The following is a 23309-nucleotide window of genomic DNA, read 5'->3' as shown; positions in this document are numbered from 1 at the left end:
ATTTGAGGAAAGCCTGGTGCGGATGGTCGGACTCGAACCGACATGTATTGCTACGGCGGATTTTGAGTCCGCTGCGTCTACCATTTCGCCACATCCGCGCCGGTGACTGCTCCCGCCCATAGGCGGCACGCCGGGCGGCGTCCAGAGCCAAGGGCCCATCGCGTCGCAAGGCCATTGTGCGGTTGCACAAAAACGGCACGGTTGTAATGTGCCCGCGCCTCAGTCCGAACACGGACGATCCGCCATGAAAGGGGCCGTCTTGCCCGAGAAATCCGCGACATTGATCCTGTTCGGCGCCACGGGCGACCTGGCGCACCGGATGCTGTTCCCGTCGCTCTATCACCTGATGTGCGATGGCCTCTTGCCCTCGCCCTTCCATATCCTCGCCTCTGGTCGCACGGAGATGGACGATGCGGCCTTCCGCGCCACCATAGCCGAGGCGCTCGCGACCTATGCGCAGGCCGAGTTGCTCGACGACGCCAGGGTCGCGACCTTTCTCGAGATGATCGTCTATGCGGCGGTGGCTGCGGGCGACGATAGCCAGTTTGCGGCGCTCGCCGCCCGTGCGACCGCCTTCAGCGACGGTCCCATCGCGGTCTATCTCTCGACCCCACCCGCGCTCTTCGCGCCGACCGCGCAGGGCCTGGCCAGAGCCGGCCTCGTGCTGCCGAGCACGCGCATCGCCATGGAAAAGCCCATCGGCAAGGACCTCGCCTCGTCGAAAGAGGTCAACGACGCGATCGGCGCGCTTTTCCCCGAGGAACAGATTTTCCGCGTCGATCATTATCTCGGCAAGGAGACCGTGCAGAACCTGATGGCGCTGCGCTTCGGCAACCGGCTGTTCGAGCCATTGTGGAACTCCAGCGCCATCGATCATGTCCAGATCACTGTCGCCGAGACGGTCGGGCTGGAAGGGCGCGTCTCTTATTATGACGGCGTCGGCGCGCTCAAGGACATGGTGCAGAACCACGTCCTCCAGATTCTCTCCATCATCGCGATGGAGCCGCCGGCCAGGATGGAGTCGACCTCCGTGCGCGACGAGAAGGTGAAGGCGCTGCGCTCACTGCGGCCCATGGATCCCGAGACGGTCCGCACCCACAGCGTGCGCGGGCAATATCGCGACGGCGCGGTCAAGGGGAAGCTCATCGCCGGCTATGCCGAGGAACTGGGCAAGGAAAGCGACACCGAGACGTTCGTGGCGCTCAAGGCGTATCTCGACAACTGGCGCTGGACCGGCGTGCCCTTCTATCTGCGCACCGGCAAGTGCATGCCCAATCGCCAGTCCGAGATCCTGATCCAGTTCAAGCCGGTCACGCACTCAATCTTCCGCCGCAACGGCTATGGCAGCGCGCTGGAGCCCAACCAGCTCATCATCCGCCTGCAGCCGGACGAGAATATCCGCCTCTGCATCATGGCCAAGCGCCCCGGGCTGGATCGCGACGGCGTGAAGCTGCAGGAAGTGGGGCTGGACGTCAGCCTCGCCCATGCCTTTGCCGGCGAGCGCCGCCGCATCGCTTATGAGCGGCTGCTGCTCGATCTGCTGGAAGGCGACACGACCCTGTTCGTGCGCCGCGACGAGGTCGAGGCGCAATGGACCTGGATCGACAGCATCTCGGCGGGCTGGAAGGCCTCGGACCAGAAGTCGGTGCAATATGCCGCCGGCACCTGGGGGCCTTCCGCGGGCATTGCGCTGATCGAGCGCGACGGAGCAAGCTGGTATGACTGAGCTTCATTCGACCATCGCCAAGGTGACCGATCGCGTTACCGAGCGCAGCGCGCGTAGCCGCCTGCGCTATCTCGACCTTATCGAGCGTGGCCGCGACGCGGGCACCAATCGCGATCAGCTCGGCTGCGGCAATCTCGCCCATGGCTTCGCCGCATCGGGCGAGGACAAGCCCGCCATTCGCGCCGGCAAGGCGATGAACATCGGCATCGTCACGGCCTATAACGATATGCTCTCGGCCCATCAGCCCTATGGCCGCTATCCCGAGGCGATCAAGATCGCCGCGCGGGAAGTCGGCGCGACGGCGCAGGTGGCGGGCGGCGTTCCGGCCATGTGCGATGGCGTGACGCAGGGCCTCGCGGGCATGGAGCTATCGCTGTTCAGCCGTGACACCATCGCGCTTTCGACCGCTGTGGCGCTCAGCCACGCGATGTTCGAGGGCGGGCTGATGCTCGGCATCTGCGACAAGATCGTGCCGGGGCTGCTGATGGGCGCGCTGCGCTTCGGCCACTTGCCGATCATCTTCGTGCCCTCCGGGCCGATGCCATCGGGCCTCGCCAACAAGGAGAAGGTCCGCATCCGCCAGCTCTATGCCGAGGGCAAGGTAGGCCGCGAGGAGTTGCTGGAGAGCGAGAGCGCCAGCTATCATGGCGCGGGCACCTGCACGTTCTACGGCACGGCCAACACCAATCAGATGATGATGGAAGTGATGGGCCTGCACATGCCCGGCGCCGCGTTCGTCAATCCGGGCACGAAGCTGCGCAGCGAACTGACTCGCGCCGCCGTTCACCGCGTCGCTGCGATCGGCTGGGACGGCGACGATTATCGTCCCCTTGGGGCTTGCGTCGATGAGAAGGCGATCGTGAATGCCGCTATCGGTCTGCTGGCGACCGGCGGCTCGACCAATCATGCCATCCATTTGCCCGCCATGGCGCGCGCGGCCGGTATCGTCATCGACTGGACCGATCTTGCCGAGCTCAGCTCGGTCGTGCCGCTGCTGGCGCGGGTCTATCCCAATGGCCCGGACGACGTGAACCACTTCCACGCAGCCGGCGGCATGGCCTGGATCATCACCGAACTTCTAAACAGCGGGCTGCTCCACCGCGACATCATGACCGTCGCCCGCGCCGATCTCACCGATTATGGCCGCATGCCCAATCTGGAGAATGACGCGCTCGTCTGGGACAAACCGCCGAGCGCGCCGGGCAATGACGCGATCCTGCGCCCGGTCTCCAACCCGTTCAATGCCGATGGTGGCATGAAGCTGCTCTCGGGCAATCTCGGCCGCTGCATCATGAAGACCAGCGCGGTCGATCCGGTGCGCTGGACCATCGAGGCGCCGGCTCGCGTGTTCGCCGATCAGGACGAGGTCATGGCCGCGTTCAAGGCCGGCGAGCTGGACCGCGACGTGGTCGTGGTCGTTCGCTTCCAGGGACCCCGCGCCAACGGCATGCCCGAGCTGCACAAGCTCACCCCGCCGCTCGGCGTGTTGCAGGACAAGGGCTTCAAGGTCGCGCTCGTCACCGACGGCCGCATGTCCGGCGCGAGCGGCAAGGTGCCCGCCGCCATCCACCTCTCGCCCGAGGCGCTCGGCGGTGGTCCGATCGGCAAGCTGCGCGACGGCGATCTCGTCCGTGTCTGCGCGGTCGAGGGCACGCTCGAGGCGCTGGTCGATGCCGCCGAGTGGGATGCCCGCGAGCAGGCCATCGCCCCGCCCCCGCCATTCGACACGGGCCGCGAACTCTTCGCCCTGTTCCGCCACCACAGCGATCTCGCCGAAAGCGGCGCCTCGCCGATCCTGGCAGCGATGGACGCCGAGTTGTGACGGAGCCGGAATCGTGACGGAGATCGTCGCCGCCGACATCGGCGGGACCAATGCCCGCTTCGCCCGCGCGACGATCGATGCGGCCGGCGTGCCGACGCTCGGCGCCGTGCGTAAATACAAGGTCGCCGACTATCCGAGCCTCGCCGCCTGCTGGCAGCGCTTCGCCGGCGACGAAGGCCGCGCCTTGCCGGACAAGGCCTCCATCGCCTTTGCCGCGCCGATCCTGCAGGACACGATCAAGCTCACCAACTCCAGCTGGATCGTCCGCCCTGCCCATCTCGCGCAGGAGCTGGGCGTCGCGCAGGTCCGGCTGGTCAATGATTTCGAAGCCGTGGCCCATGCCGTGGCGCGCCTGCCCAATGCCGATCTACCCTTGCTCTTCGGGCGGGACACGCCTTTTCCCCGCGATGGCGGCGTTACCGTGCTGGGGCCGGGCACCGGCCTCGGCGTCGCGATGATCGCGTTTGACGAAGGCGTGCCGCACATCATCGCGACCGAAGGCGGCCATACCGACTTCGCGCCGCTCGACAGCCTCGAAGCGCAGGTTCTAGATCAGCTGCGGCAGGACTATCGCCGCGTCTCGACCGAGCGCATCGTCGCGGGTCCAGGCCTCAACAATCTCTACAGGGCGCTCGCCAGGATCACGCACGAAAAGATCGAGCTGCTGTCCGACGCGGATCTCTGGAGCGCGGCGCTCGATGGGACCAACAGCCTCGCCCGCACCGCGCTGGAGCGCTTCTGCCTCTCGCTTGGCTCGATCGCCGGCGATCTGGCACTTGCGCACGGACCGCATGCCGTGGTGCTGGCCGGCGGCCTTTCGCAACGGTTGCGCGATTTTCTGGTGACTGAGAGCGGTTTCCACAGCCGGTTCACGGCAAAGGGCCGCTACGAAGCCCTGATGCAGACGATCCCGGTGCGGCTCGCCACGCATCAGGAAATCGGTCTTTACGGGGCGGCCGCCGCCTGGCGGGAAAGCAAGGAGTGACGATGACGGTCGATGACGTGATGGCGCTCGCGCCGGTGATCCCGGTGCTGATCGTGGACAGGGTCGAGGATGCTGTCCCGCTGGCCCAGGCGCTCGTCGCCGGGGGGCTTCCCGCACTCGAGGTAACGCTGCGCACGCCCGCCGCGCTCGAGGTGATGCGCGAGATGGCGAGCGTGCCCGGCGCCGTCGTTGGCGCAGGCACGGTGCTCAATCCCAAGCAACTTGACGACGCGCTCGAAGCCGGCGCGAAGTTCATCGTCTCGCCCGGCCTCACCGAACCGCTCGGCAAGGCCGCCGTCGCTTCCGGCACGGCCTTCCTCCCCGGCATCGCGACGGCGGCGGACATCATGCGCGGCCTCGATCTGGGTCTGGACCGCTTCAAGTTCTTCCCCGCTTCCACGAGCGGCGGCCTCCCCGCGATCAAGGCGCTGGCCGCCCCGTTCGGCGGCGTGCGTTTCTGCCCGACCGGCGGCATCACCATGGAGACCGCGCCGGAATGGCTGGCCCAGCCGTTCATCGGCTGCGTCGGCGGGAGCTGGGTCGTACCGAAAGGTCCGCTCGATCCGGCGAAGATCGAGGCGCTGGCGAGGGACGCGGCGGCGCTGCGGCCCTGAACAGTTGCGACCATGTCGCTTCACCTTGAAATTTGATACCGCATGAGGTATCCATTCACATGAGCAAGGCGGAAAAGCTTCTGAACGCCATGCGGCGCAATCCGGCTGGCGACTGGACGGTCGAAGATATCAGGAAGCTGTGCGACATGCTGGGATGGACGTGCCTTCCTCCCTCCGGAGGTGGCTCTCACTGGAAAATCGCGGCGCCGGGTTTGGAGACGATCCTCACCATTCCAGCCAAACGGCCGATCAAGCCGATTTATATCCGCAAGCTCATGGACATGGTGAAAGGCGGCGAACATGGCCAGGACGACTGAATATGCGATCATGGTGGAACCGCTCAAGGAAGCGGACGGCGGCGGCTGGTTGGCGACAGTTCCCGCACTTCCCGGCTGCACGGGCGATGGCGAGACGCCGGAAGAAGCGCTCGCTGACGCTGAACAGGCCGTGGTCGCGTGGCTCGACGCCGCAAAGGAGTTGGGACGAGACATTCCCGGCCCGGCATCTCTCGGTCAATGGCGCCAGCGTGTGCCGCGCTCGCTCCACGAGAAACTGAAGATCGTGGCGGCGCGTGAAGGCGTTTCGCTCAATGCCTATGTTGCCAATGTGCTCGCGGAGAGCATCGGACGGCACAGCCGCTAGCGCGACATCTTTTGTCGTCATCCCAGCTTTCGCCAGAGTGACAGCCAGATATCAAGCCAGCCCGTCCGCCCTTAGCTTGAGACCCGCCGTAAACAGCGGCGTCGTCGCCTTCTCGAACTGGCCGGGCGTCAGCTCGAAGAAGTGGCGGAATTCGCGGTTGAGATGGCTCTGGTCGAAATAGCGCAACGCCGCGAGCTGATCGGCGGTCGGATCGCCGAAGCCGCGCATCGCCTGCGCCATGTCGAGGAAACGGCTGCGGCGCAGGATCACCTTCGGGCTGTGGCCGAAGGTCGCATAGCATTGCCGTTCGAGCTGGCGCACCGACATGCCGACCTGGCGCGCCGCCTCGATCACCTGGATCGTGCTGTCGTTGCGCGCAATATCCTCGAACATCGCCATGGCACCGGAAGGCAGCGGGCCGCCCAGCTTGGCGAGCCGCTCGCGCAGCGCGTCCTCGATCACCTTGACGATCCGGTCATCGTCATTGGCGGCGGCCACGTCGCGATACAACCGGTCACCGAGCCCGCCCCAATATTTCTGCAACGGCGCCGCGCGATCCGCCACGTCCCGTGCCGGCTCGGAGAAGAGGCCCGCCCAGCCGCTTGGCCGGAAGGCGAAGCCGACGACGAGGAACGGCCCGCGCACCCTCACACGCCAGGGAATGCCATTCGAGCCCATCAGCAGGATGGAGCCGAAGGTCGACCATTCGCCATCTGCTGTCTGCGCCGCCCAGTCGCCTTGCAGCAGGATGCGCACGATCGCCGTCTCCGACATCAGCTTGTCGATGAGGACGAAATCTTCCGGCAATTGGGCATGAAACACGTAGTGACGGCGGACATAGCTAGCGAGATCGCCCGAAGGCGCATAGCTGCGAGACAGAAGCAATCCGCGCGACCTTGTTTTTGACTATCCGGTGGCATCCTTGCATCTGCTTTACCGCAGGGCAAGCGCCATCGTCACCGGGATCGTCAAAAAAATCCGCAGAAATCAGCGCTAATTTCGCGTTATTCCAAAGCGCCCCAAAGGCTCTTGGCCGACACATAACCGCGCTGGCCGCTCACGTCGAAGGAGCACCAGCCGTTCGAGCAGCCCGCGAGCCGCCCAACGACGCCCGGCTCCAGCCGAAACAGCAGCCGCGCATCGGCCGCCGGCTTGTCGCGCATCTCGGCAATGCCGCCCTTCACGATCGCGGTCGGCTCATCCTTGAGCAGGCGCACATGCATCCAGCCTTGCGTTCCGTCCGGATCCTCGACCTTGCGCCAGCTCGCATAAACCTCGACCACCTTCACCGGCAGGTCGCGCCGCTGGTAGATCCAGCTGGCCGGATAATCGAGGCTGGGGCCGACGCGCATGCGCGCATCGCCCTTGGAGAGCGACGCCCAATAGGGCACGGGCTTGCCCGACTTCTGCGCGAGTGCGCTGCTTCCGCCGGCTCCGACGAGCAGCAGGGCCAGTCCCACGAGCGCGGAGCGCAGCGCCATATATCGTCCCTCACGGCTCTTCACCGTCCGGCTCATGCCATGGCCACCGCACGCCGTCCACCGCAACGCGGCTGCATCGCGAACTTGTCCACAAGCAATTGCCGCTTGACCTTGCGGCCGCTGCGGGCAATCGCGGGTCCATGCCAAGGCGTCCAAGGCCCGCCCGACCCCGTGTCGCCGTCACGCGGCGCCTGCCGCACGCGGTCGAGGCTCGCATGGCCGAGCTGTTCGAGGCCAGTTTCAACGAACATGACCGCCCGCTGAGCCGCGCCGAGCTGCAGGCCGCGATGCAGGACTGCGACGTCTTCGTGCCCACCGTCACCGACGATATCGATGCCGACCTCATCGCCGGCGCCGGCGAGCGGCTCCAGCTCATCGCCAATTACGGCGCGGGCGTGAACCACATCGCGCTCAAGGCCGCCCGTGTGCGCGACATCATCGTCACCAACACGCCCGGCGTATTGACCGAGGACACGGCCGACATGACAATGGCGCTCATCGTCTCCGTCCCGCGCCGCCTCGCCGAGGGCGAGAAGCTGGTCCGCTCCGGGCAATGGGCCGGCTGGAGCCCTAGCTCGATGCTGGGCCACCGGATCGGCGGCAAGGCGCTCGGCATCGTCGGCATGGGGCGCATCGGTCAGGCCGTCGCGCAGCGCGCCCGCGCCTTCGGCCTCTCGATCCATTATCACAACCGGCACCGCCTGCCCGCCGTGCTGGAAGCGCAGCTGGCGGCGACCTGGCACGAGTCCCTCGACGACATGCTGGAGCGGATCGACATTCTCACGATCCACACGCCGCGCAATGCCGACAGCGAGAAGCTGATCGACCGCCGTCGCATCGGCCTGCTGCGCCCGCATGTCTATCTCATCAATGCCTCGCGCGGCGGCATCGTCGACGAGGACGCACTTGTCGAGGCGCTGGAAGCCGGCAGGCTGGCCGGCGCCGGCCTCGACGTCTGGCAATATGAGCCGGAGATCGATCCCCGGCTGCTGGCGCTGCCTAATGTGGTGATGACGCCGCATATGGGATCGGCGACGTTCGAGGGACGGATCGCGACTGGCGACCGCGTCATCGCGAACATCCGCATGTGGGTCGGCGGCGATCGCCCGCCAGACCAGATTCTCGAAGGCTGGGTCTGACAAACAAGAAGCTGCGCTGGGCAAAAGAGCGGCAAGCAGGGGAGCGTGGGGCAATGATTGGCAAGGGAACGACCGGCGCGAAAGCTCTCGCGGCGATCATTGGCGCGGGGCTGCTCTCGGCACCCGCCTTTGCGCAGGAGGCCGCGACCGACAGCGGCGACACCGCCTGGATCCTCACCGCCTCGGCGCTCGTGCTCATGATGACCCTGCCCGGCCTCGCGCTCTTCTATGCCGGCCTCGTCCGCGCGCGGAATGTGCTTTCCGTCTTCATGCACTGCTTCGCCATCGCGGCGATCGCTTCCCTGCTCTGGGCCGTTGCGGGGTACAGCCTCGCCTTCGGGCCGGGATCGGGCTGGATCGGCGGGCTTGTCAATCTCGGCCTCGCCAATCTCGCAGAGGTGCGGGACGGCACCGCGATTTCCGAACCGACCTTCGCGCTGTTCCAGATGACCTTCGCGATCATCACCCCGGCGCTGATCGTCGGCGCCTTCGTCGAGCGCGTGCGCTTCGGCTGGCTGGTGCCCTTCATGCTGCTCTGGTCCCTGGTCGTGTACGTCCCTGCCGCGCGCTGGGTCTGGGGCGGCGGCTGGCTCGCCGAACTTGGCACGCTCGACTTTGCCGGCGGCATTGTCGTCCACACGACGGCCGGTATCTCCGCCCTCGTCCTCGCCCTGTTGATCGGGAAGCGACAGGGTTTCGGCCACACCTTGATCCTGCCGCACAGCCCCACGCTCACGCTCATCGGCGCGGGCATGCTCTGGGTCGGCTGGTTCGGCTTCAACGGCGGCTCGGCGCTCGGTGCCTCGACCGACGCGGCGCTCGCGATCCTGAACACGCATCTCGCATCCTGCGCAGCCGCGCTCTGCTGGATCGGCCTCGAACAGCTAAAGCTCGGCAAGCCCACGACGGTCGGCCTTGCAACGGGCGCCATTGCCGGCCTCGCCACGGTCACGCCGGCCGCGGGCCAGATCGGCGCGATGGGGGCTATCGGCCTCGGCGTCGTGGCCGGCCTCGTCTGCTTCTATGCCGTCCAGCTGATCCGCAACCGCATCGGCATCGACGATTCGCTCGACGTCTTCGCCGTGCATGGCGTCGGCGGCATGCTCGGCTCCATCCTGCTCGCCCCCCTCGCCTCGACCGCGCTCGGCGGCGTCGGCTATGCCGAGGAGGGCGGCATGATCGCGCAGCTGATCGCGCAGATCGTCGGCGTCGGCGTGGTCGCCTTGTGGTCGGCGGTCTGGACCCTCGTGCTGGCGCTGGTCATTTCAATCTTCCTCCCGATGCGGGTGAACGCGGATGCCGAGCGCGAGGGCCTCGATCTCGCGAGCCATGCCGAGCGCGGCTGGGAGCTCGACTGACATGGCGCCGCCCACCCCGCGGGCGGCAGTCGCCATCTTCGCCCATAATGAGGAACGGCGCATCGCCGCTTGCCTCGCGAGCCTGCCGCTTGAGCGTGAGGACATCGCATTCCACTTGCTCGTCAACGGCTCGACCGACCGGACGGCAGCGCTGGCAAAGCCGGTGGCGGAAAAGCATCCGAGCCTCAGGGTCCACGAACTGCAACCGGGCGGCAAGGCCCGCACCTGGAACCGCTTCGTCCACGAGATCCTTGCCGATCCGCTGCCGGAGATGATCGTCTTCATGGACGGCGACGCGGCGATCGCGCCCGGCTCCTTCGATGCGCTGGCGCTTGCCCTCAATGAGCAGCCAAAGGCGCTCGCCATTGCCGGCATGCCGCTCAATGGCCGCAGTCATCTCCACTATCAGGCACTGCTCCGGCGCGACGGTGGCCTGTTCGGCGACCTCTATGCGCTGCGTGGCGATTTCGTGCGTCTGATCCGCGAGGCCGGCCATCGCCTGCCGGTCGATCTGGTCGGCGACGACGGCCTCGTCGCCGCCTGGGCCGCGACCGACCTGCGGAAAGACGAGAACTGGGACCGCAATCGCCTTGGCCATGCAGACGCCGCTGGCTTCTATTGCGAGCCGGTCAACATCGTCAGCCCGCGCACCCTGCGCGTCCAGTACAAGCGCATGATCTCCTATGCCGTCCGCCATTTCCAGGGCCGCATCGTCAGCAGAATCATGGGTGATACCGGCCCCTCCGGCCTGCCCGAGCGGCTGAGCAGCCTCTACATGGACTGGCTGCCGACCTTCTCGCCCCGCTCCGGCCCGGTCAACGCGCTGTTCGACCGCCTTGCGCTGCGCCGCATGGCAAAGGCCCGGGACGCCGAGCAGGACCGCGTCGCAAAGTCCTGAAATCAGGACGTTGGTTCCCTTTATGCAGGGATCTCCAGCGTGACCGGTCGCTCGAATGTACGGCACGTTGGTGGAAGTTCACCACGTGCAAATTGTGCAATGCGAAAAATTCTTCTTGCCAGCAAAGCGAATCGATGACAGCTTTACCCCATCGAGACGAATGATCGTTTCGGTGCAGTAGTCGATCCCGCCAAGGACGGTTGGGATCGGATCGGTCCTTCAGGACCGAGATGGCAAGGACGCCGCCCAGACAGGTCTTCCGACCTTCGTCTTGGCGGCTTTTTTATTGGCTTTTTGAGACCGGGAGGCCGCGCACAGCGCGTTTCCCGGAAGGAATTTTGCGCGCTGGACATGAGCCGGCGCGGGGGGAGTCCGCGTGTCCTTCGTGGCGCCGGATATGCATCGGGAAAGGGAGCAACAAGTGACTCAAGGGGATCATCCGGACGGCGTCAGCAGGCGCGGCCTCATCAAGCTGAGCGGCGCGGCGGCCGTTGTTGCTGCAACGCAGCAAGCTTTTCCGTCGGGCGTTCACGCCGCCGGTGCGGGACCGGAAGTCAAGGGTGCCAAACTCGGCTTCATCGCGCTGACGGACTCCGCGCCGCTGATCATCGCCAAGGAGCTTGGCATCTTTGCCAAGCACGGCCTGCCCGATGTCGAAGTGCTGAAGCAGGCGAGTTGGGGAGCGACGCGCGACAATATTGTCCTCGGCAGCAGTGCGGGCGGCATTGACGGAGCGCACATCTTGACGCCTATGCCCTATTTCCTGACGCTCGGCACGATCGGCAAGGCGACGCCGATGAGCATCCTGGCACGCCTCAATGTCAATGGCCAGGGCATCTCCGTTTCGAAGGAGTATCTCGGCGCGAAGGTCGATCTCGACGCGGGCAAAATGAAAACCGTGATCGCCCAGCGCAGAGCGGCAGGCAAGAAGATCACCATGGCCATGACCTTCCCCGGAGGCACCCATGACCTCTGGATTCGATATTGGCTGGCAGCCGGCGGCATCGACCCGGACAAGGATATCGAGCTCATCACCATCCCGCCGCCGCAGATGGTCGCGAACATGAAGGCGGACACGATGGACGCCTTCTGCGTCGGCGAGCCCTGGAACGACCAGCTGGTAGCCCAGGGGCTCGGCTACAGCGCTGTCTCGACAGGTCAGATGTGGACGAACCATCCCGAAAAGAGTTTCGCCATCCGCACCGATTGGGTGACAAAAAATCCGCGTGCCGCCGTGGCGATCGCAGCGGCCGTTCTGGAAGCGCAACGCTGGTGCGAAAATCCTGCCAATCTGGCCAAGATGGCAACGATCATCGGTGGACGGGACTGGTTCAAGGTCCCAGTCACCGACATTCAGGACCGTCTGGCCGGTAACTTCAACATGGGCGACGGGCGCAAATATCCCAACGCGCCGTTCAAGATGAAGTTCTTCAACGGCTATGCGTCCTTCCCTTACAAGAGCCACGACCTGTGGTTCCTCACGGAGAACCAGCGCTGGGGCAAGCTGCCCATGTCGCTGAACACCAACCAGCTCATCGCCAGGGTCAACCGATCGGACATCTGGCGCAAGGCGGCCGCTGCCCTGGGCGGCAAGGGTCCGGCGGGCGACAGCCGCGGCGTCGAGAAGTTCTTCGACGGCAAGCTGTTCAACCCGGCCAACCCCAAGGCCTATCTCGCCAGCCTCGGCATCAAGCGCGTCTGACCGGAGCCAGATCATGAGCCAGTCCAATCTCGCAGAAGCAAAGGTGGCGCCCGCGGTCGGTGCCCCCGCCGCCAAGACGGGGATCATCGTGCCCTATCCGCAAGAGGCCATCGCCCGCCGATTCTTTCCGCCGATGAAAGCAACGCACCCCGTAATCGCCAAGGCCCGGAACGTTGCCGCCTCGGTTCTGCCCACGGTTCTGATGCTCGCGGTGCTGCTCATGATGTGGCAGCTCGCATGCAGCTCGCCCGATGCGACCTTCCCGAGTCCGTTGAAGGTCTGGGAAGAAAGCAACGAAGTGATATTGCACCCGTTCAAGGGCGTCGAGTTCAGCGCAACCGGGCTCAGCATCCCGGAATCCGGCGATGTCGGCATTGCCGGGCAGGTACTCACCAGCCTCGGCCGCGTGCTCATCGGCTATAGTATCGCCGCAGTGATCGGCGTGGCGCTGGGCATCCTGATCGGTCAGAGCGTCATTGCGTTCCGCGCGCTCGATCCGTTGTTCCAGCTCCTGCGCACGGTGCCGCCGCTGGCCTGGCTGCCGCTCAGTCTCGCCATCTTCCAGCAGGCGCAGCCGTCGGCCATCTTCCTCATCTTCATCACGGCGATCTGGCCGATCATCCTTAACACGGCCGTCGGCGTCCAGACGATCCCGCAGGCCTATCGCAACGTCGCCAAGGTGCTCGCGCTGCGGCCGCACGAATATTTCCTGCGTGTGATGCTGCCCGCCACCGTGCCGCATATGTTCACCGGCCTGCGCATCGGCGTCGGCATGAGCTGGCTCGCCATTGTCGCCGCCGAGATGGTGCAGGGCGGCACGGGCGTCGGCTTCTTCATCTGGGACAGCTACAACAGCTCGCTCCTGACCGACACGATCGTCTCGCTCGTGTGGATCGGCATGGTTGGCCTCGCGCTGGACCGCCTGGTCGGGCTCATCGGCCGCCTCGTCGCCCGCAACGGCTGAGAAAGGAGACAATTCCATGAAGCAGCGAAGCTATCTCGCGCTCGAAGGCATCACCGTCGAGTTCGCGACCAAGGCCGGCCCGTTCTGCGCGCTCGACAGCATCGATCTGTCGATCGAGAAGGGCCAGTTCGTGGCGCTCATCGGCCATTCCGGTTGCGGCAAGTCCACCTTGCTCAATGCAGTCGCGGGCCTCGTCAAGCCGACACGCGGAGTCATCTTCCTGAACGACGAGGTCATCGATGCGCCGGGGCCGGACCGCGCCGTGGTCTTCCAGGATCACAGCCTGCTCCCCTGGCTCACGGTCGAGGAAAATGTCCGCCTCGCCGTCGACAAGACCGCCAGGGACAAGAGCAAGGCCGAGCGCCGCGACTGGGTGATGCACAATCTGGAGCTGGTGCAGATGGCCCATGCTGCGGCCAAGCGCCCGGGCGAGCTTTCCGGCGGCATGAAGCAGCGCGTCGGCATCGCCCGCGCAATCGCCATGAGCCCGCGCGTCCTCCTGATGGACGAACCGTTCGGCGCGCTCGACGCGCTGACCCGCGCCGCGCTTCAGGACGTGGTGATGGGCCTCCAGGCGCAGCTCAACAACACCGTGCTGATGATTACGCACGATGTGGACGAGGCCGTGCTGCTGGCCGATCGCGTCGTCATGATGACCAATGGCCCGGCCGCGCGCATCGGCGAGGATCTGGCAGTGACGCTGGCGCGCCCGCGCAACCGGCTCGAGGCGATCGACACGGCGGACTATGCCTCCGCGCGCCATGCCGTGATCCACTTCCTGCACGAGCGCTACCGCAATCCGACGGTGCTCGCCGCCTGAACCGGCGCGGCCGCACCGGCCGCTCCATCCATCAATTCGAAACCGAGAGGATGCCCTGGAAGGCGAAAAGCCAAAGGGAGCAATAGGGGGAACCATGCGTGCAATTTCCATGATGCTGGGGGCATCGATCATCGCCGTCGCGACACAGGCGGCAGCCCAGGACATCAAGTTCAAGCCGATCGTCGAGGCGCGGCTGCGCTACGAGACCGTCGAACAGGACGGGCCGGCACCGATCACCAAGACCAATGATGCGAACGCCAGCACTGTGCGCCTGCGGGCCGGCGGCGAGCTGTCCTCCGGGCCGTTCGCGTTCCTCGCGGAGACCGAGGGGACACTGGCGATCGGCAAAAAATATAACAGCGGCGTCAACGGCAAGACGACGCTGCCGATCATCGCCGATCCGGACAATGTCGAGCTGAACCGCATTCAGGTCCAGTATCGCACCAAGCCGCTGGTGGTGACCGTCGGCCGACAGCGCATCAATCTGGACGACCAGCGCTTCGTCGGCTCGGTCGGCTGGCGCCAGAACGAGCAGACCTTCGATGCCGCGCGCATCGAGATCATGGCGGTCAAGAATCTCAAGATCGACGTGACCTACGCCATCGCCGCGAACACCATCTGGGGGATCGACGGCGGCAAGTTCGGCGCGGCCAATCGCCCGACCCGGATCGAGGGCGACAATGTCTTCGCGACCGCCGCCTACACGACCAAGATCGGCACGCTGACTGCCTTCGCCTATCTGGTCGATCAGGACGAGCCGGTGGTGGCGCTCCAGCGCAACTCCAGTCAGACCTATGGCCTGCGCTTCGCCGGCAGCAAGGCGTTCAGCAAGACAGTGAAGCTGAGCTACATGGCGAGCTACGCGAACCAGTCCGATGCCAGCAACAATCCGGTCAACTACACCGCGGACTACGGCGCGGCCGAGCTCGCGCTCGACGTCGGCAAGGTCAAGCTCACCGGCGGCTACGAGCTGCTCGGCTCGGACGCGACGGTGACCGGCATCGCGGGCGGCTATGCCTTCCAGACGCCCTTCGCCACGCTGCACAAGTTCAATGGCTGGGCGGACAAGTTCCTGGCCACGCCCGCGACCGGCATTCAGGACTATTATGCGGGCATCACCTACACCTTGCCCAAGGTCGGCAAGATGGGGCCGCTCGCCGCGAGCGTTTCGTTTCATCGCTACGACAGCGACCGCAACTCGATCCACTATGGCGACGAGTATAACGCCCAGCTGTCGCTCAAGCTCGACAAGCGCATGACGCTGCTCCTCAAATATGCCGACTATCAGCGCCAGGGCATCGCCAGCTTCGCGGGTGACGCCGACACGAAGAAGTTCTGGGCACAGCTCGAATACGCACTCTAGGAAACAGGGGGAATTCGCGCCCCCTCTTCCCCCGGGAGGAGGAGTCCGGTCGCTCCGGTGACCGGACGAAGTTGGAGAGGGGGCCTTGGACTCCCCCTCTCCAATGCTTCCGTGCATGCCCGCCCGCGCCGCGCGCGAGCACGCTCAGCAGCGGATTGTCAGCCTCGTGTCGTCCACCGACCCGGCGCAGTTCTTGATGGGCATGGCCGCGCCGTTCTTCGTCACCTGAATCTCGCGCAGGGCGGTAGCGGGGATCGCGAGCATCCGGTTCGTGACGCCGATCGATTGGTCACCCCAGATGATCGGCAGGCTCGGCCCGTCGGACTGGATGCTGACACTGACCGGAAACCGGCTCGCGCTGATGAACAGGGATCGCGCCAGCCGCCCCGACAGCTCAGGCGTCATGGTCATCCGCCGGCGCGGTGTCGTCAGCGGCGACAGGCGCAGCTCGGTCGCGGAAAGGTTCGCCGAGGTCGAGATGCGCGCCATCTGCGTCAGCTGATCGGCATCTTGCGGCCGGTCAAGCGACACGGTGAAGCGCATGCCGCTCGCCTGCATCGTGCTGCGCACGCACAGGCGCTGAACGCCCTTCCTCGGAAACAGCACGATCGCGCGATAATAGCGCGTCGCGGCCAGTGCATCCGCATCGATCTTGAGCGCGACTTCGGCAGCGGCGACATCCCGGCCATCGAAGCCGTAGCGATCGGTGACCAGCACATTGTCAAGACAGGCGCCGCCCGCCTGATTGTCCAGCACCAGCCCCTCGATCGAGCAGTCGCCGTCCGTGCAGCCCTCGACCTTCACGGTCTTGGCATAGGCGTCGGTCAGCGCGTCCCAGGCATTGACGGTGGGCTGGCCCGATCCATTGATCTGCAACTGGGCCGATGCGCCGATGGCGCAGGTCGCCGCAAGACCGGCAGTCAGCAGGAAGCGCATCATCCGGGGCATGATCTTATTGGGTCAGCAGCGCTTTCGTCGACTCGATGGCGCTGCGATAGGCTTCCTGCCGGTCGGCGCTCCAGTAGGCCAGTTCGCTGAGCGGAATTTCCACGCCGCTGACCGCGCAGATGACGAAGCGGCCGGGACGGATGACCTGATAGTCCGCCGCGCGATAACGCAGGATGGCGAGGCCCGGCATGTCTGGTGCGCGCATCACGTCTCTCAGTCCCCGGTCAGGATACGGTCCACGAGCTGCTTCACGGTCGGCACGAACCCGTTCGAATAGAAGGGGTCCTGCTTGAAGCGATAGGCACCGTGGCCGGCAAAGAGGAGGTTCTTGTCGAGATCGCCGCCATGCACGGCTTCCTGCAATGACTTCTGGATGCAGAAGCTGCGCGGATCGGCGAGGCGGCCGGTCGAGAAATCGTCATGGTCCTTCCACGACGAGAAACCGCAGTGCGAGAGGCAGCCCATGCAGTCGGCCTGATCCTTGCGGATCTCGCCGCGGTCCTCGTCGGTGACGAAAACGAGCGTGTTGTCGGGCGTCTTGAGCGCGCTGGTATAGCCCTGCAGCACCCATTCGCGGGCACGCAGCAAGTCGTTGCGCGTCACCCAATAATTGCGGCCCTTGATGCCGACGTCGAGCTGGTGCGTATGGTCGCCCGCTTCTTCCATAGAGAAGGCAATCTGCCGCTCGGAGCGTGCTTCGAGCTCGCGCAGGAAGGGATTGCGGATCGCCGAGCTGTAGAAGCCGGTCGGCGAGAAGCGATGCAGCAGGATGTCACCCTCGTTGAGCGTGGTCAGCTTGGCTTTCCAGTCGTCGGGGATCGGGCTTTCCTTGGTCAGCAGCGGGCGCGTGCCGAACTGGAAAGCGATGGCGCCGAGCTCGGGATTGTCGATCCAGTGGTCCCAGTCGCGCAGATACCAGACGCCGCCGGCCATGATGATCGGCACGTCGTCGCTGATGCCGCCTTCGCGCATCGTGTCGCGCAGCGCCTTGACGCGGGGATAGGGATCTTCCGGCTTGGTCGGGTCTTCCGCATTGGAGAGGCCGTTATGGCCGCCCGCCAGCCAGGGATCCTCATAGACCACCGCCGCCAGCCATTCCGCCGCCTTGTGATAGGCGCGTTTCCAGAGCGCACGGAAGGCGCGGCCGGAGCTGACGATGGGCAGGTAGTTGACGTTGTGCTCGGCGGCGATCTCGCTGAGCTTGTAGGGCATGCCGGCGCCACAGGTGACGCCCGCGACCATGCCCTTGGTGCGCTCCAGCACGCCCTGGAGGACGCGCTGCGCGCCGCCCATTTCCCAGAGCACGTTGATGTTGATCGCACCCTTGCCCCCGGCGATCTCGAACGCCTTCTTCACCTGCTGGACCGCGCCCTCGATCGCATAGGCGACGAGTTCCTCATGGCGCAGGCCGCGCGTGCGGCCATGGTAGATCTGCGGGATGACGTTGCCATCCGCGTCATAACTGTCGGCATTGACGGCGGAGACGGTGCCGATGCCGCCAGCGGCTGCCCAGGCGCCCGAGCTGGCATGGTTGGAGACTGCAACGCCCTTGCCGCCCTCAATGATCGGCCACACCTCGCGACCGCCATAGACGATCGGCTTCAAGCCCTTGAACAATGGTAACTCCTTAGTCGCGCCCCTCGCGCGGCTTCTCCAGCTCGGCGCGAGTTGCGCCCCATAGCAGGATTTTTGTCAAATTCGTGCGTAAATTTGCCACAATCGTTAAATTAGCGCCAGCGCCTCGCCGATCGCTTCGCCGTAAAGCCGCCCGTAGAGCTGGAACATCACTGTTTCGTCGAAGCACTGGAGCGCCCGCTTGCGATTCGCCTCGCCGATTTTCGCGCGCAGCGCGGCATCATCGGCAAGCTTGCCCAGCGCCGTGCGGAAATCGGAGAGGCCATCGGGCTTGACAATGAACGGCCGGTTGCTCGGCGCGATCATCGCGGAAACGTCACCGACATCGGTCGATACCACGGGCAATCCCGCCGCCATCGCCTCGACCAGCGAGATGGGGAACTGCTCGCTGTCGGACGAGAGCGCGAAGATGTCGAAGGCGCCGACATAATCCTGCGGCCCGGACAGGAAGCCGGGCATCACGACATCGGTCATGCCGAGCGCTGCGGCTTCCGCGAGGATCGAGTCCCGCTCCTCCCCCTCGCCGACGATGACGAGGCGCAGCCTGTCCTTGAGCGGCCCGACCGCGCGTACCATGCGCCGCAGGTTCTTGACCGGACGAAGGCCGGCCAGCGTGCCGACGATCAGGCGACCGTCCGGCTCCAGACCGGGAATGGCAGAGGGGGGCCGGCGACCGGCATAAGCCGGCACGTCGATACCGTTCGGAATCTGATGCACCTTCTCTGCCTTCTGGTGCCATTCCTGCTGCGCGATATGCGCGAGCTGGTTCGAGGGCACGACCAGCGCATGCGCCCCGCCGAGCGCGATCTGGCGATAGCGGTTGCGCAGGGGATCGCGCGCCTGCGCCTCGTCCGCGTTGAAGCCGTCCTCATGATGGACCAATGGCGGCAGACGCTTCAGCCGGCGGAACAGGCGGTGCGCCATGACCCCGTCGATCGCGCCCCAATTGAAACTCAGGATCAGGTCATAGCCGCGCATGAACCGGGCAAGCGCCAGGAATTTGCCCAGCGACGGAGGACCACCCAGAGCCGGCTCGTGAACGAAGCGCACGTCGATTTCGGGATCGATGCCCGGCCTCGCCGAGGTCGCCTCGGGATCGGCGACCAATATGTCGTGACTCGCCCGCGCGCCCCAGTGATTCATCAGGCGGATGACGCGCGCTTCCTTGCCACCCTGATCGAAGGTGCCATGCATCTGCAGAATGCGGATCGGCGCGCTCTTGTCGCGGCGGCGGCGCGCGGCGTTCACAGCGCGGCCCGGACGCGCGCGAGCAGCCGGTCGATCGCCTCGACGGCGACCGGCTCCTCCAGCGTCGGCGCATGGCCGACGCCGGGCACCGTCACCATGTCCATGGTCGGCAATCGCGCCTGCATCGCCTGCGCCGTCTCGACCGTCAGCAGATCGCTGATCTCGCCGCGCACCAGCATCGCGGGCATGTCGCCGATCGCGGAGAAGGCCGGCCACAGATCGACCCCGACCGCAGCGCCGCCCGGCGCGCGGAACGGCTCGGCAATGCGCTGGTCGTAGTCCAGGACGATGCGGCCCTGGCTGTTGAGTCGGTAGAGCCGCTTGGCGTAGCGTAGCCAGTCCTTGAGGCGATATCTGGGATAGATCACGCCCTGCGCCTCCGCGACGGCGCGCGCGGCATGGACCCAGGTCGGGTGCTGGTTGCCCGAGCCGACATTCTTGCGGATGCGCTCCAGTCCCGGCTCGGCGAGGTCGGGACCGATATCGTTGAGCAGCACACCCGCCAGGCAGTCGCGGCGGGTCGCGGCGATCAGCATGAGCATGAGGCCGCCGAGCGAGGTACCGATGCCGACCACCTTCGGCACGCTCAGCTCCTCGATCAGCTTGAGCAGGTCCTGCAGATAGACGAGCGGCACATAGCTCATCGGGTCCTTGGCATAGGCGCTCTCGCCGCGCCCGCGCAGTTCGGCGACGATCACGCGCCATTCGCCCGCGAGCCGATCGGCGACCGGCTCGAAATCGCGGGCATTGCGGGTGAGGCCGGGCAAGCACAGCAAAGGCGGGCGATCGTCCCGTCCGGCATAGTCACGATAGTGGAGACGCAGATTGCCCTGCGACCACCAATATTTGTCCTCGTAACCGGCCAAGCTTGATCCTTTCCCCCGCAGCACCCCATATCGGGCCATGGAGCACGCCTTGCCAACAAGTAATTACCGGCCCGAACAAGCAATCGCGGAAATCGCCGACTTCATCGCCGATCCGGTGAGGTCGGCGGAATTTCCAACGCACATCCTGCGGTTCCGCAACGATCGCGCGGCGGCAACCGTCGGTCTCGACAGGCTCGACGATGCGCAGTGGCTGGCCCATTTCGGCCGCTTCGAGGTCTTGCCCGATGCCCAGCCCGAACCGCTCGCGCTGCGCTATCATGGCCACCAGTTCCGCGTGTACAATCCCGATCTCGGCGACGGGCGCGGCTTCCTGTTCGCGCAACTGCGCGAAAGCGCGGCCACCGGAGGGCGCTTGATCGATCTCGGCACCAAGGGCTCGGGCCTCACGCCCTGGAGCCGCACGGCGGACGGGCGCCTGACCCTCAAGGGCGGCGTGCGCGAGATTCTCGCGACCGAGATGCTCGAAGCGCTCGGCGTCACCACCTCGCGCACCTTCTCGCTGGTCGAGACCGGCGAACAGCTCGTGCGCGGCGACGAGCCTTCGCCCACGCGCTCCGCCGTGCTGGTGCGGATGAGCCACGGCCATATCCGCATCGGAAGCTTCCAGCGCCTCGCTTATCATGACGACACGGACAATCTGCGCCGCCTGATCGACTATTGCCTCAAGCACCTCCTCGCGCGCGATCCGGGCGAAAATGCCGCGCTCACCCTGCTCGAAGAGGTCGTCCACCGCACCGCCGATCTCGCCGCGTCCTACATGGTTGCCGGCTTTGTTCACGGCGTTCTCAACAGCGACAATATCGCCATCACCGGCGAAAGCTTCGACTACGGCCCCTGGCGCTTCACGCCGCGTTGGGAGCCGGGTTTCACCGCCGCTTATTTTGACCAGCAGGGCCTCTATGCCTTCGCGCGGCAAGCGGAGGCGATCCACTGGGATGTTGCTCAACTCGCCCAGTCGCTCGTCGGCCTCGCCGAGACCGATGCTCTGGTCGAAGTGCTGCGCCGCTATCCCGCCATCTACGAGCAACGCCTGATCGCGCGTTTCCTCTGGCGTCTAGGCCTGGACTCGCCCGACGAAGCCACTGCTCGCACCTTCGTGGTCGCAGCCGTCGAAGCCCTGCTGGAAGGCCGCGTCCCCATCGACCGCTTCTTCTTCGACTGGCGCAAGGGCACGCGCGACGTCCCGCTCTATGCCGGCCCCAGTTGGGACAAGGCCCGCGATGCAGTCGCCGCGCTCACAGCGCGCCCGAGCACCCACGCCTATTGGCAAGGCGAGATGCCCTGCTCGATGCATATCGACGAGGTCGAAACCATCTGGAGCGCAATCGCCGAGCGCGACGACTGGGGTCCACTACACGAGAAGGTCGCCGCAATCCGCGACATGGGGAAAGCATTGCGTCCCTAAGCTCCTCTCCCCCGGTGGGAGAGGATACGGAGCCTTGCGAGCTTGCTCGCTAGGCGCAGTTGGAGAGGGGGCTGGAACGTCGAACCCCTCTCCAAGCTTCGCTAATCGACCTTCGGTCGACAAGCTGCGCTATCCTCTCCCGCCAGGGGAGAGGAGTTTGATTTGCGCATTCTCACCCCCCTCCCACCGCAGCGTAAATCCGCTGGCAACCAATTGCACTGCATAATGGCGCCATGTCCGAGCCCATCAGATCCTACGAGCCGGCCACGGGTGCGCTGCTCTGGGAAGCGCCGCCGAGCGACGTGCACGAGCAGATCAGGCTCGTCGAGCGCTGCTGGCCGGCCTGGGCCGCCATGCCGTCTTCGTATCGGATCGAGACGATGCGCCGCTTCGCCAATGGCGTCCGCGCGGCCGAGGATGCGCTCGCCGACCTGATCGCCCGCGAGACCGGGCGGCCGCTGTGGCATGCCCGCGCCGAGGTCGCCGAGCTGGTCGATCGCGTCGATAGGGCCATCGCCGCCTATTCCGAACGCACTGGCCAGCGCAGGCTCGAAGGCGCGCTCGGCGCCCGCATGGCGCTGCGCCATAAGCCGCATGGGGTGATGGCCGTCATTGGCCCGCATGTGATGCCGGCCCGCGTGCCTGCCGATCACATCGTGCCTGCCCTGCTCGCCGGTAACGGCGTGCTCTTTAAGCCCTCCGAAAAAACCCCCGCGACCGGCGAGATGCTGGTCCAGCTACTGCATGAAGCGGGGATCATCGAAGATCTCGTCCAATGCGTCATCGGCGGCCCCGAGGCGGCCAGGGCGCTGGTCGCCGACGACGCCGTGCAGGGCATTCTCTTCACCGGCTCGACCCACGCCGGCGTCGCCATCGCGCGCAGCCTCGCTGCCCGGCCGGGCAAGCTGCTGGCGCTGGAAATGAGCGGCAACAACCCGATCGTCGCTTGGGACACGGCCGACATCGCCAGTGCCGCCGCCTTGGTCGTCCAGTCCGCGTTCACCGCCAGCGGCCAGCACTGCCTCGCCGGACGGCGTCTCATCGTGCGCGACACGCTGCGCGATCCGCTGGTCGAGGAAATCAAGAGCCTCGCCGATCGCCTCGTGATCGATCATCCCCACGCCGATCCCAGCCCGTTCATGGGTCCGGTCATCGACATGGACGTGGCAGACGGGCTGACCGAGAGCTTCCTCTATCTGATGAGCAATGGGGGCCGACCGATCAAGCACATGCAGCGGCCGTTCGACGGCCTGCCGTTCGTGACGCCGGCGATCATCGAGGTGACGTCGATGCGCGAACGCCCCGATGTCGAGCTGTTCGGTCCGCTACTCCAGATCGTCTCGGTGCTGAACTTCGAGACTGCCCTCGCCGAGGTCAACAATACGCGATACGGACTTTGCGCGACCCTCATCGGTGGCGGCCCGGAGGAATATGACCGGCTCTGGTCGAACAGCCACGCCGGCATCGTCAACTGGAACCGGCCCAGCTTCACGGTTGCCCCCAATGCCCCGCTCGGCGGGGTCGGCCTGTCAGGCAATCATCATCCGGGCGGGCATTATGCCGCGGATTATTGCGCCTATCCGGTCGTGTCGGCCGAAGTGGATCAGCCGCGCGCGACGATCGGCATCGGCCTCAAGGCGCTGGAAATCGTCGCGGATCGCTGACCCAGGAC

General features: G+C 65.8%; 22 protein-coding genes and 1 tRNA gene. 15 read left to right on the top strand and 8 right to left on the bottom strand.

Features of this window, described 5'->3' with window-relative positions; translation table 11 throughout:
* Nucleotides 1–14: 14 nt before the first annotated feature.
* A tRNA-Leu gene (locus tag KM135_RS00880) sits at nt 15–98 on the bottom strand.
* A gap of 161 nt (nt 99–259) precedes the next feature.
* Here KM135_RS00880 and zwf point away from each other — a divergent pair.
* The 6 genes from zwf to KM135_RS00850 are packed head-to-tail and all read left to right on the top strand — an operon-like array spanning nt 260 to nt 5789.
* The gene (gene zwf, locus KM135_RS00875) at nt 260–1726 is read left to right on the top strand and encodes a glucose-6-phosphate dehydrogenase (protein WP_221712501.1); all 1467 of its coding nucleotides are present in this window, start codon (nt 260–262) and stop codon (nt 1724–1726) included.
* The gene (edd, locus tag KM135_RS00870) at nt 1719–3548 is read left to right on the top strand and encodes a phosphogluconate dehydratase (protein ID WP_221712013.1); all 1830 of its coding nucleotides are present in this window, start codon (nt 1719–1721) and stop codon (nt 3546–3548) included. Before zwf ends, edd begins: the two co-directional genes overlap by 8 nt.
* Before the next feature lie 13 nt (nt 3549–3561).
* A complete protein-coding gene (gene glk / locus KM135_RS00865; protein ID WP_221712012.1) occupies nt 3562–4533 on the top strand; it encodes a glucokinase in 972 nt (323 codons plus the stop codon).
* A gap of 2 nt (nt 4534–4535) precedes the next feature.
* Nucleotides 4536–5147 (top strand): bifunctional 4-hydroxy-2-oxoglutarate aldolase/2-dehydro-3-deoxy-phosphogluconate aldolase, encoded by a 612-nt coding sequence (gene eda, locus KM135_RS00860; protein WP_221712011.1) that lies wholly within the window; start codon nt 4536–4538, stop codon nt 5145–5147.
* Between the two features lie 59 nt (nt 5148–5206).
* A complete protein-coding gene (locus KM135_RS00855) occupies nt 5207–5464 on the top strand; it encodes a type II toxin-antitoxin system HicA family toxin (protein ID WP_221712010.1) in 258 nt (85 codons plus the stop codon).
* Entirely contained in the window at nt 5448–5789 is a 342-nt protein-coding gene (locus tag KM135_RS00850) for a type II toxin-antitoxin system HicB family antitoxin (RefSeq protein WP_221712009.1), read from the top strand. Before KM135_RS00855 ends, KM135_RS00850 begins: the two co-directional genes overlap by 17 nt.
* Nucleotides 5790–5840: 51 nt before the next feature.
* Here KM135_RS00850 and KM135_RS00845 read toward each other — a convergent pair whose 3' ends face one another.
* Together KM135_RS00845 and KM135_RS00840 are read right to left on the bottom strand one after the other, a co-directional pair.
* Nucleotides 5841–6674 (bottom strand): helix-turn-helix domain-containing protein, encoded by an 834-nt coding sequence (locus tag KM135_RS00845; protein WP_221712008.1) that lies wholly within the window; start codon nt 6672–6674, stop codon nt 5841–5843.
* Between the two features lie 119 nt (nt 6675–6793).
* A complete protein-coding gene (locus tag KM135_RS00840; RefSeq protein ID WP_221712007.1) occupies nt 6794–7270 on the bottom strand; it encodes an SH3 domain-containing protein in 477 nt (158 codons plus the stop codon).
* A gap of 140 nt (nt 7271–7410) precedes the next feature.
* On the opposite strand from KM135_RS00840, the gene KM135_RS00835 reads away from it, so the two are divergent.
* From KM135_RS00835 to KM135_RS00805, 7 genes are all read left to right on the top strand, one after another.
* Nucleotides 7411–8409 (top strand): 2-hydroxyacid dehydrogenase, encoded by a 999-nt coding sequence (locus KM135_RS00835; protein WP_221712006.1) that lies wholly within the window; start codon nt 7411–7413, stop codon nt 8407–8409.
* A 53-nt stretch (nt 8410–8462) separates the two neighbouring features.
* Nucleotides 8463–9767 carry an ammonium transporter gene (locus KM135_RS00830; protein WP_221712005.1) on the top strand — a complete coding sequence of 435 codons (1305 nt, stop codon included), beginning with the start codon at nt 8463–8465 and terminating at the stop codon, nt 9765–9767.
* A gap of 1 nt (nt 9768) precedes the next feature.
* Complete coding sequence (locus KM135_RS00825) at nt 9769–10665, top strand: glycosyltransferase family 2 protein (RefSeq protein ID WP_221712004.1); 897 nt, start codon at nt 9769–9771, stop codon at nt 10663–10665.
* Nucleotides 10666–11086: 421 nt separating this feature from the next.
* Complete coding sequence (locus KM135_RS00820) at nt 11087–12367, top strand: CmpA/NrtA family ABC transporter substrate-binding protein (protein ID WP_221712003.1); 1281 nt, start codon at nt 11087–11089, stop codon at nt 12365–12367.
* Between the two features lie 13 nt (nt 12368–12380).
* Nucleotides 12381–13331, top strand: coding sequence for a nitrate ABC transporter permease (gene ntrB / locus KM135_RS00815; RefSeq protein WP_221712002.1), 951 nt, complete (start codon nt 12381–12383; stop codon nt 13329–13331).
* Between the two features lie 16 nt (nt 13332–13347).
* Nucleotides 13348–14151 carry an ABC transporter ATP-binding protein gene (locus tag KM135_RS00810; RefSeq protein WP_221712001.1) on the top strand — a complete coding sequence of 268 codons (804 nt, stop codon included), beginning with the start codon at nt 13348–13350 and terminating at the stop codon, nt 14149–14151.
* Between the two features lie 94 nt (nt 14152–14245).
* The gene (locus KM135_RS00805; protein ID WP_221712000.1) at nt 14246–15514 is read left to right on the top strand and encodes an alginate export family protein; all 1269 of its coding nucleotides are present in this window, start codon (nt 14246–14248) and stop codon (nt 15512–15514) included.
* A gap of 144 nt (nt 15515–15658) precedes the next feature.
* On the opposite strand, the gene KM135_RS00800 is transcribed toward KM135_RS00805, so the two are convergent.
* The 5 genes from KM135_RS00800 to KM135_RS00780 form a co-directional block, all read right to left on the bottom strand.
* Nucleotides 15659–16462, bottom strand: coding sequence for a hypothetical protein (locus KM135_RS00800; protein ID WP_221711999.1), 804 nt, complete (start codon nt 16460–16462; stop codon nt 15659–15661).
* Between the two features lie 4 nt (nt 16463–16466).
* Nucleotides 16467–16667, bottom strand: coding sequence for a DUF2093 domain-containing protein (locus KM135_RS00795; RefSeq protein ID WP_221712500.1), 201 nt, complete (start codon nt 16665–16667; stop codon nt 16467–16469).
* Nucleotides 16668–16675: 8 nt separating this feature from the next.
* A complete protein-coding gene (locus tag KM135_RS00790; RefSeq protein WP_221711998.1) occupies nt 16676–18079 on the bottom strand; it encodes an NAD(P)H-dependent flavin oxidoreductase in 1404 nt (467 codons plus the stop codon).
* Between the two features lie 105 nt (nt 18080–18184).
* Nucleotides 18185–19291, bottom strand: coding sequence for a glycosyltransferase family 4 protein (locus KM135_RS00785; RefSeq protein ID WP_221712499.1), 1107 nt, complete (start codon nt 19289–19291; stop codon nt 18185–18187).
* Nucleotides 19292–19341: 50 nt separating this feature from the next.
* Nucleotides 19342–20211 carry an alpha/beta fold hydrolase gene (locus KM135_RS00780; RefSeq protein WP_221711997.1) on the bottom strand — a complete coding sequence of 290 codons (870 nt, stop codon included), beginning with the start codon at nt 20209–20211 and terminating at the stop codon, nt 19342–19344.
* Between the two features lie 37 nt (nt 20212–20248).
* Here KM135_RS00780 and KM135_RS00775 point away from each other — a divergent pair, with 37 nt between their 5' ends.
* Together KM135_RS00775 and KM135_RS00770 are read left to right on the top strand one after the other, a co-directional pair.
* Complete coding sequence (locus KM135_RS00775; RefSeq protein ID WP_221711996.1) at nt 20249–21637, top strand: protein adenylyltransferase SelO family protein; 1389 nt, start codon at nt 20249–20251, stop codon at nt 21635–21637.
* A 233-nt stretch (nt 21638–21870) separates the two neighbouring features.
* Entirely contained in the window at nt 21871–23301 is a 1431-nt protein-coding gene (locus KM135_RS00770) for a succinylglutamate-semialdehyde dehydrogenase (RefSeq protein WP_221711995.1), read from the top strand.
* Nucleotides 23302–23309 lie beyond the last annotated feature (8 nt).

This window comes from Sphingobium xanthum (assembly GCF_019737615.1).
GTDB lineage: Bacteria > Pseudomonadota > Alphaproteobacteria > Sphingomonadales > Sphingomonadaceae > Sphingobium > Sphingobium xanthum.
Note: the sequence above shows the minus strand (reverse complement) of the source record. Positions and strands in the feature narration are given on the sequence as shown.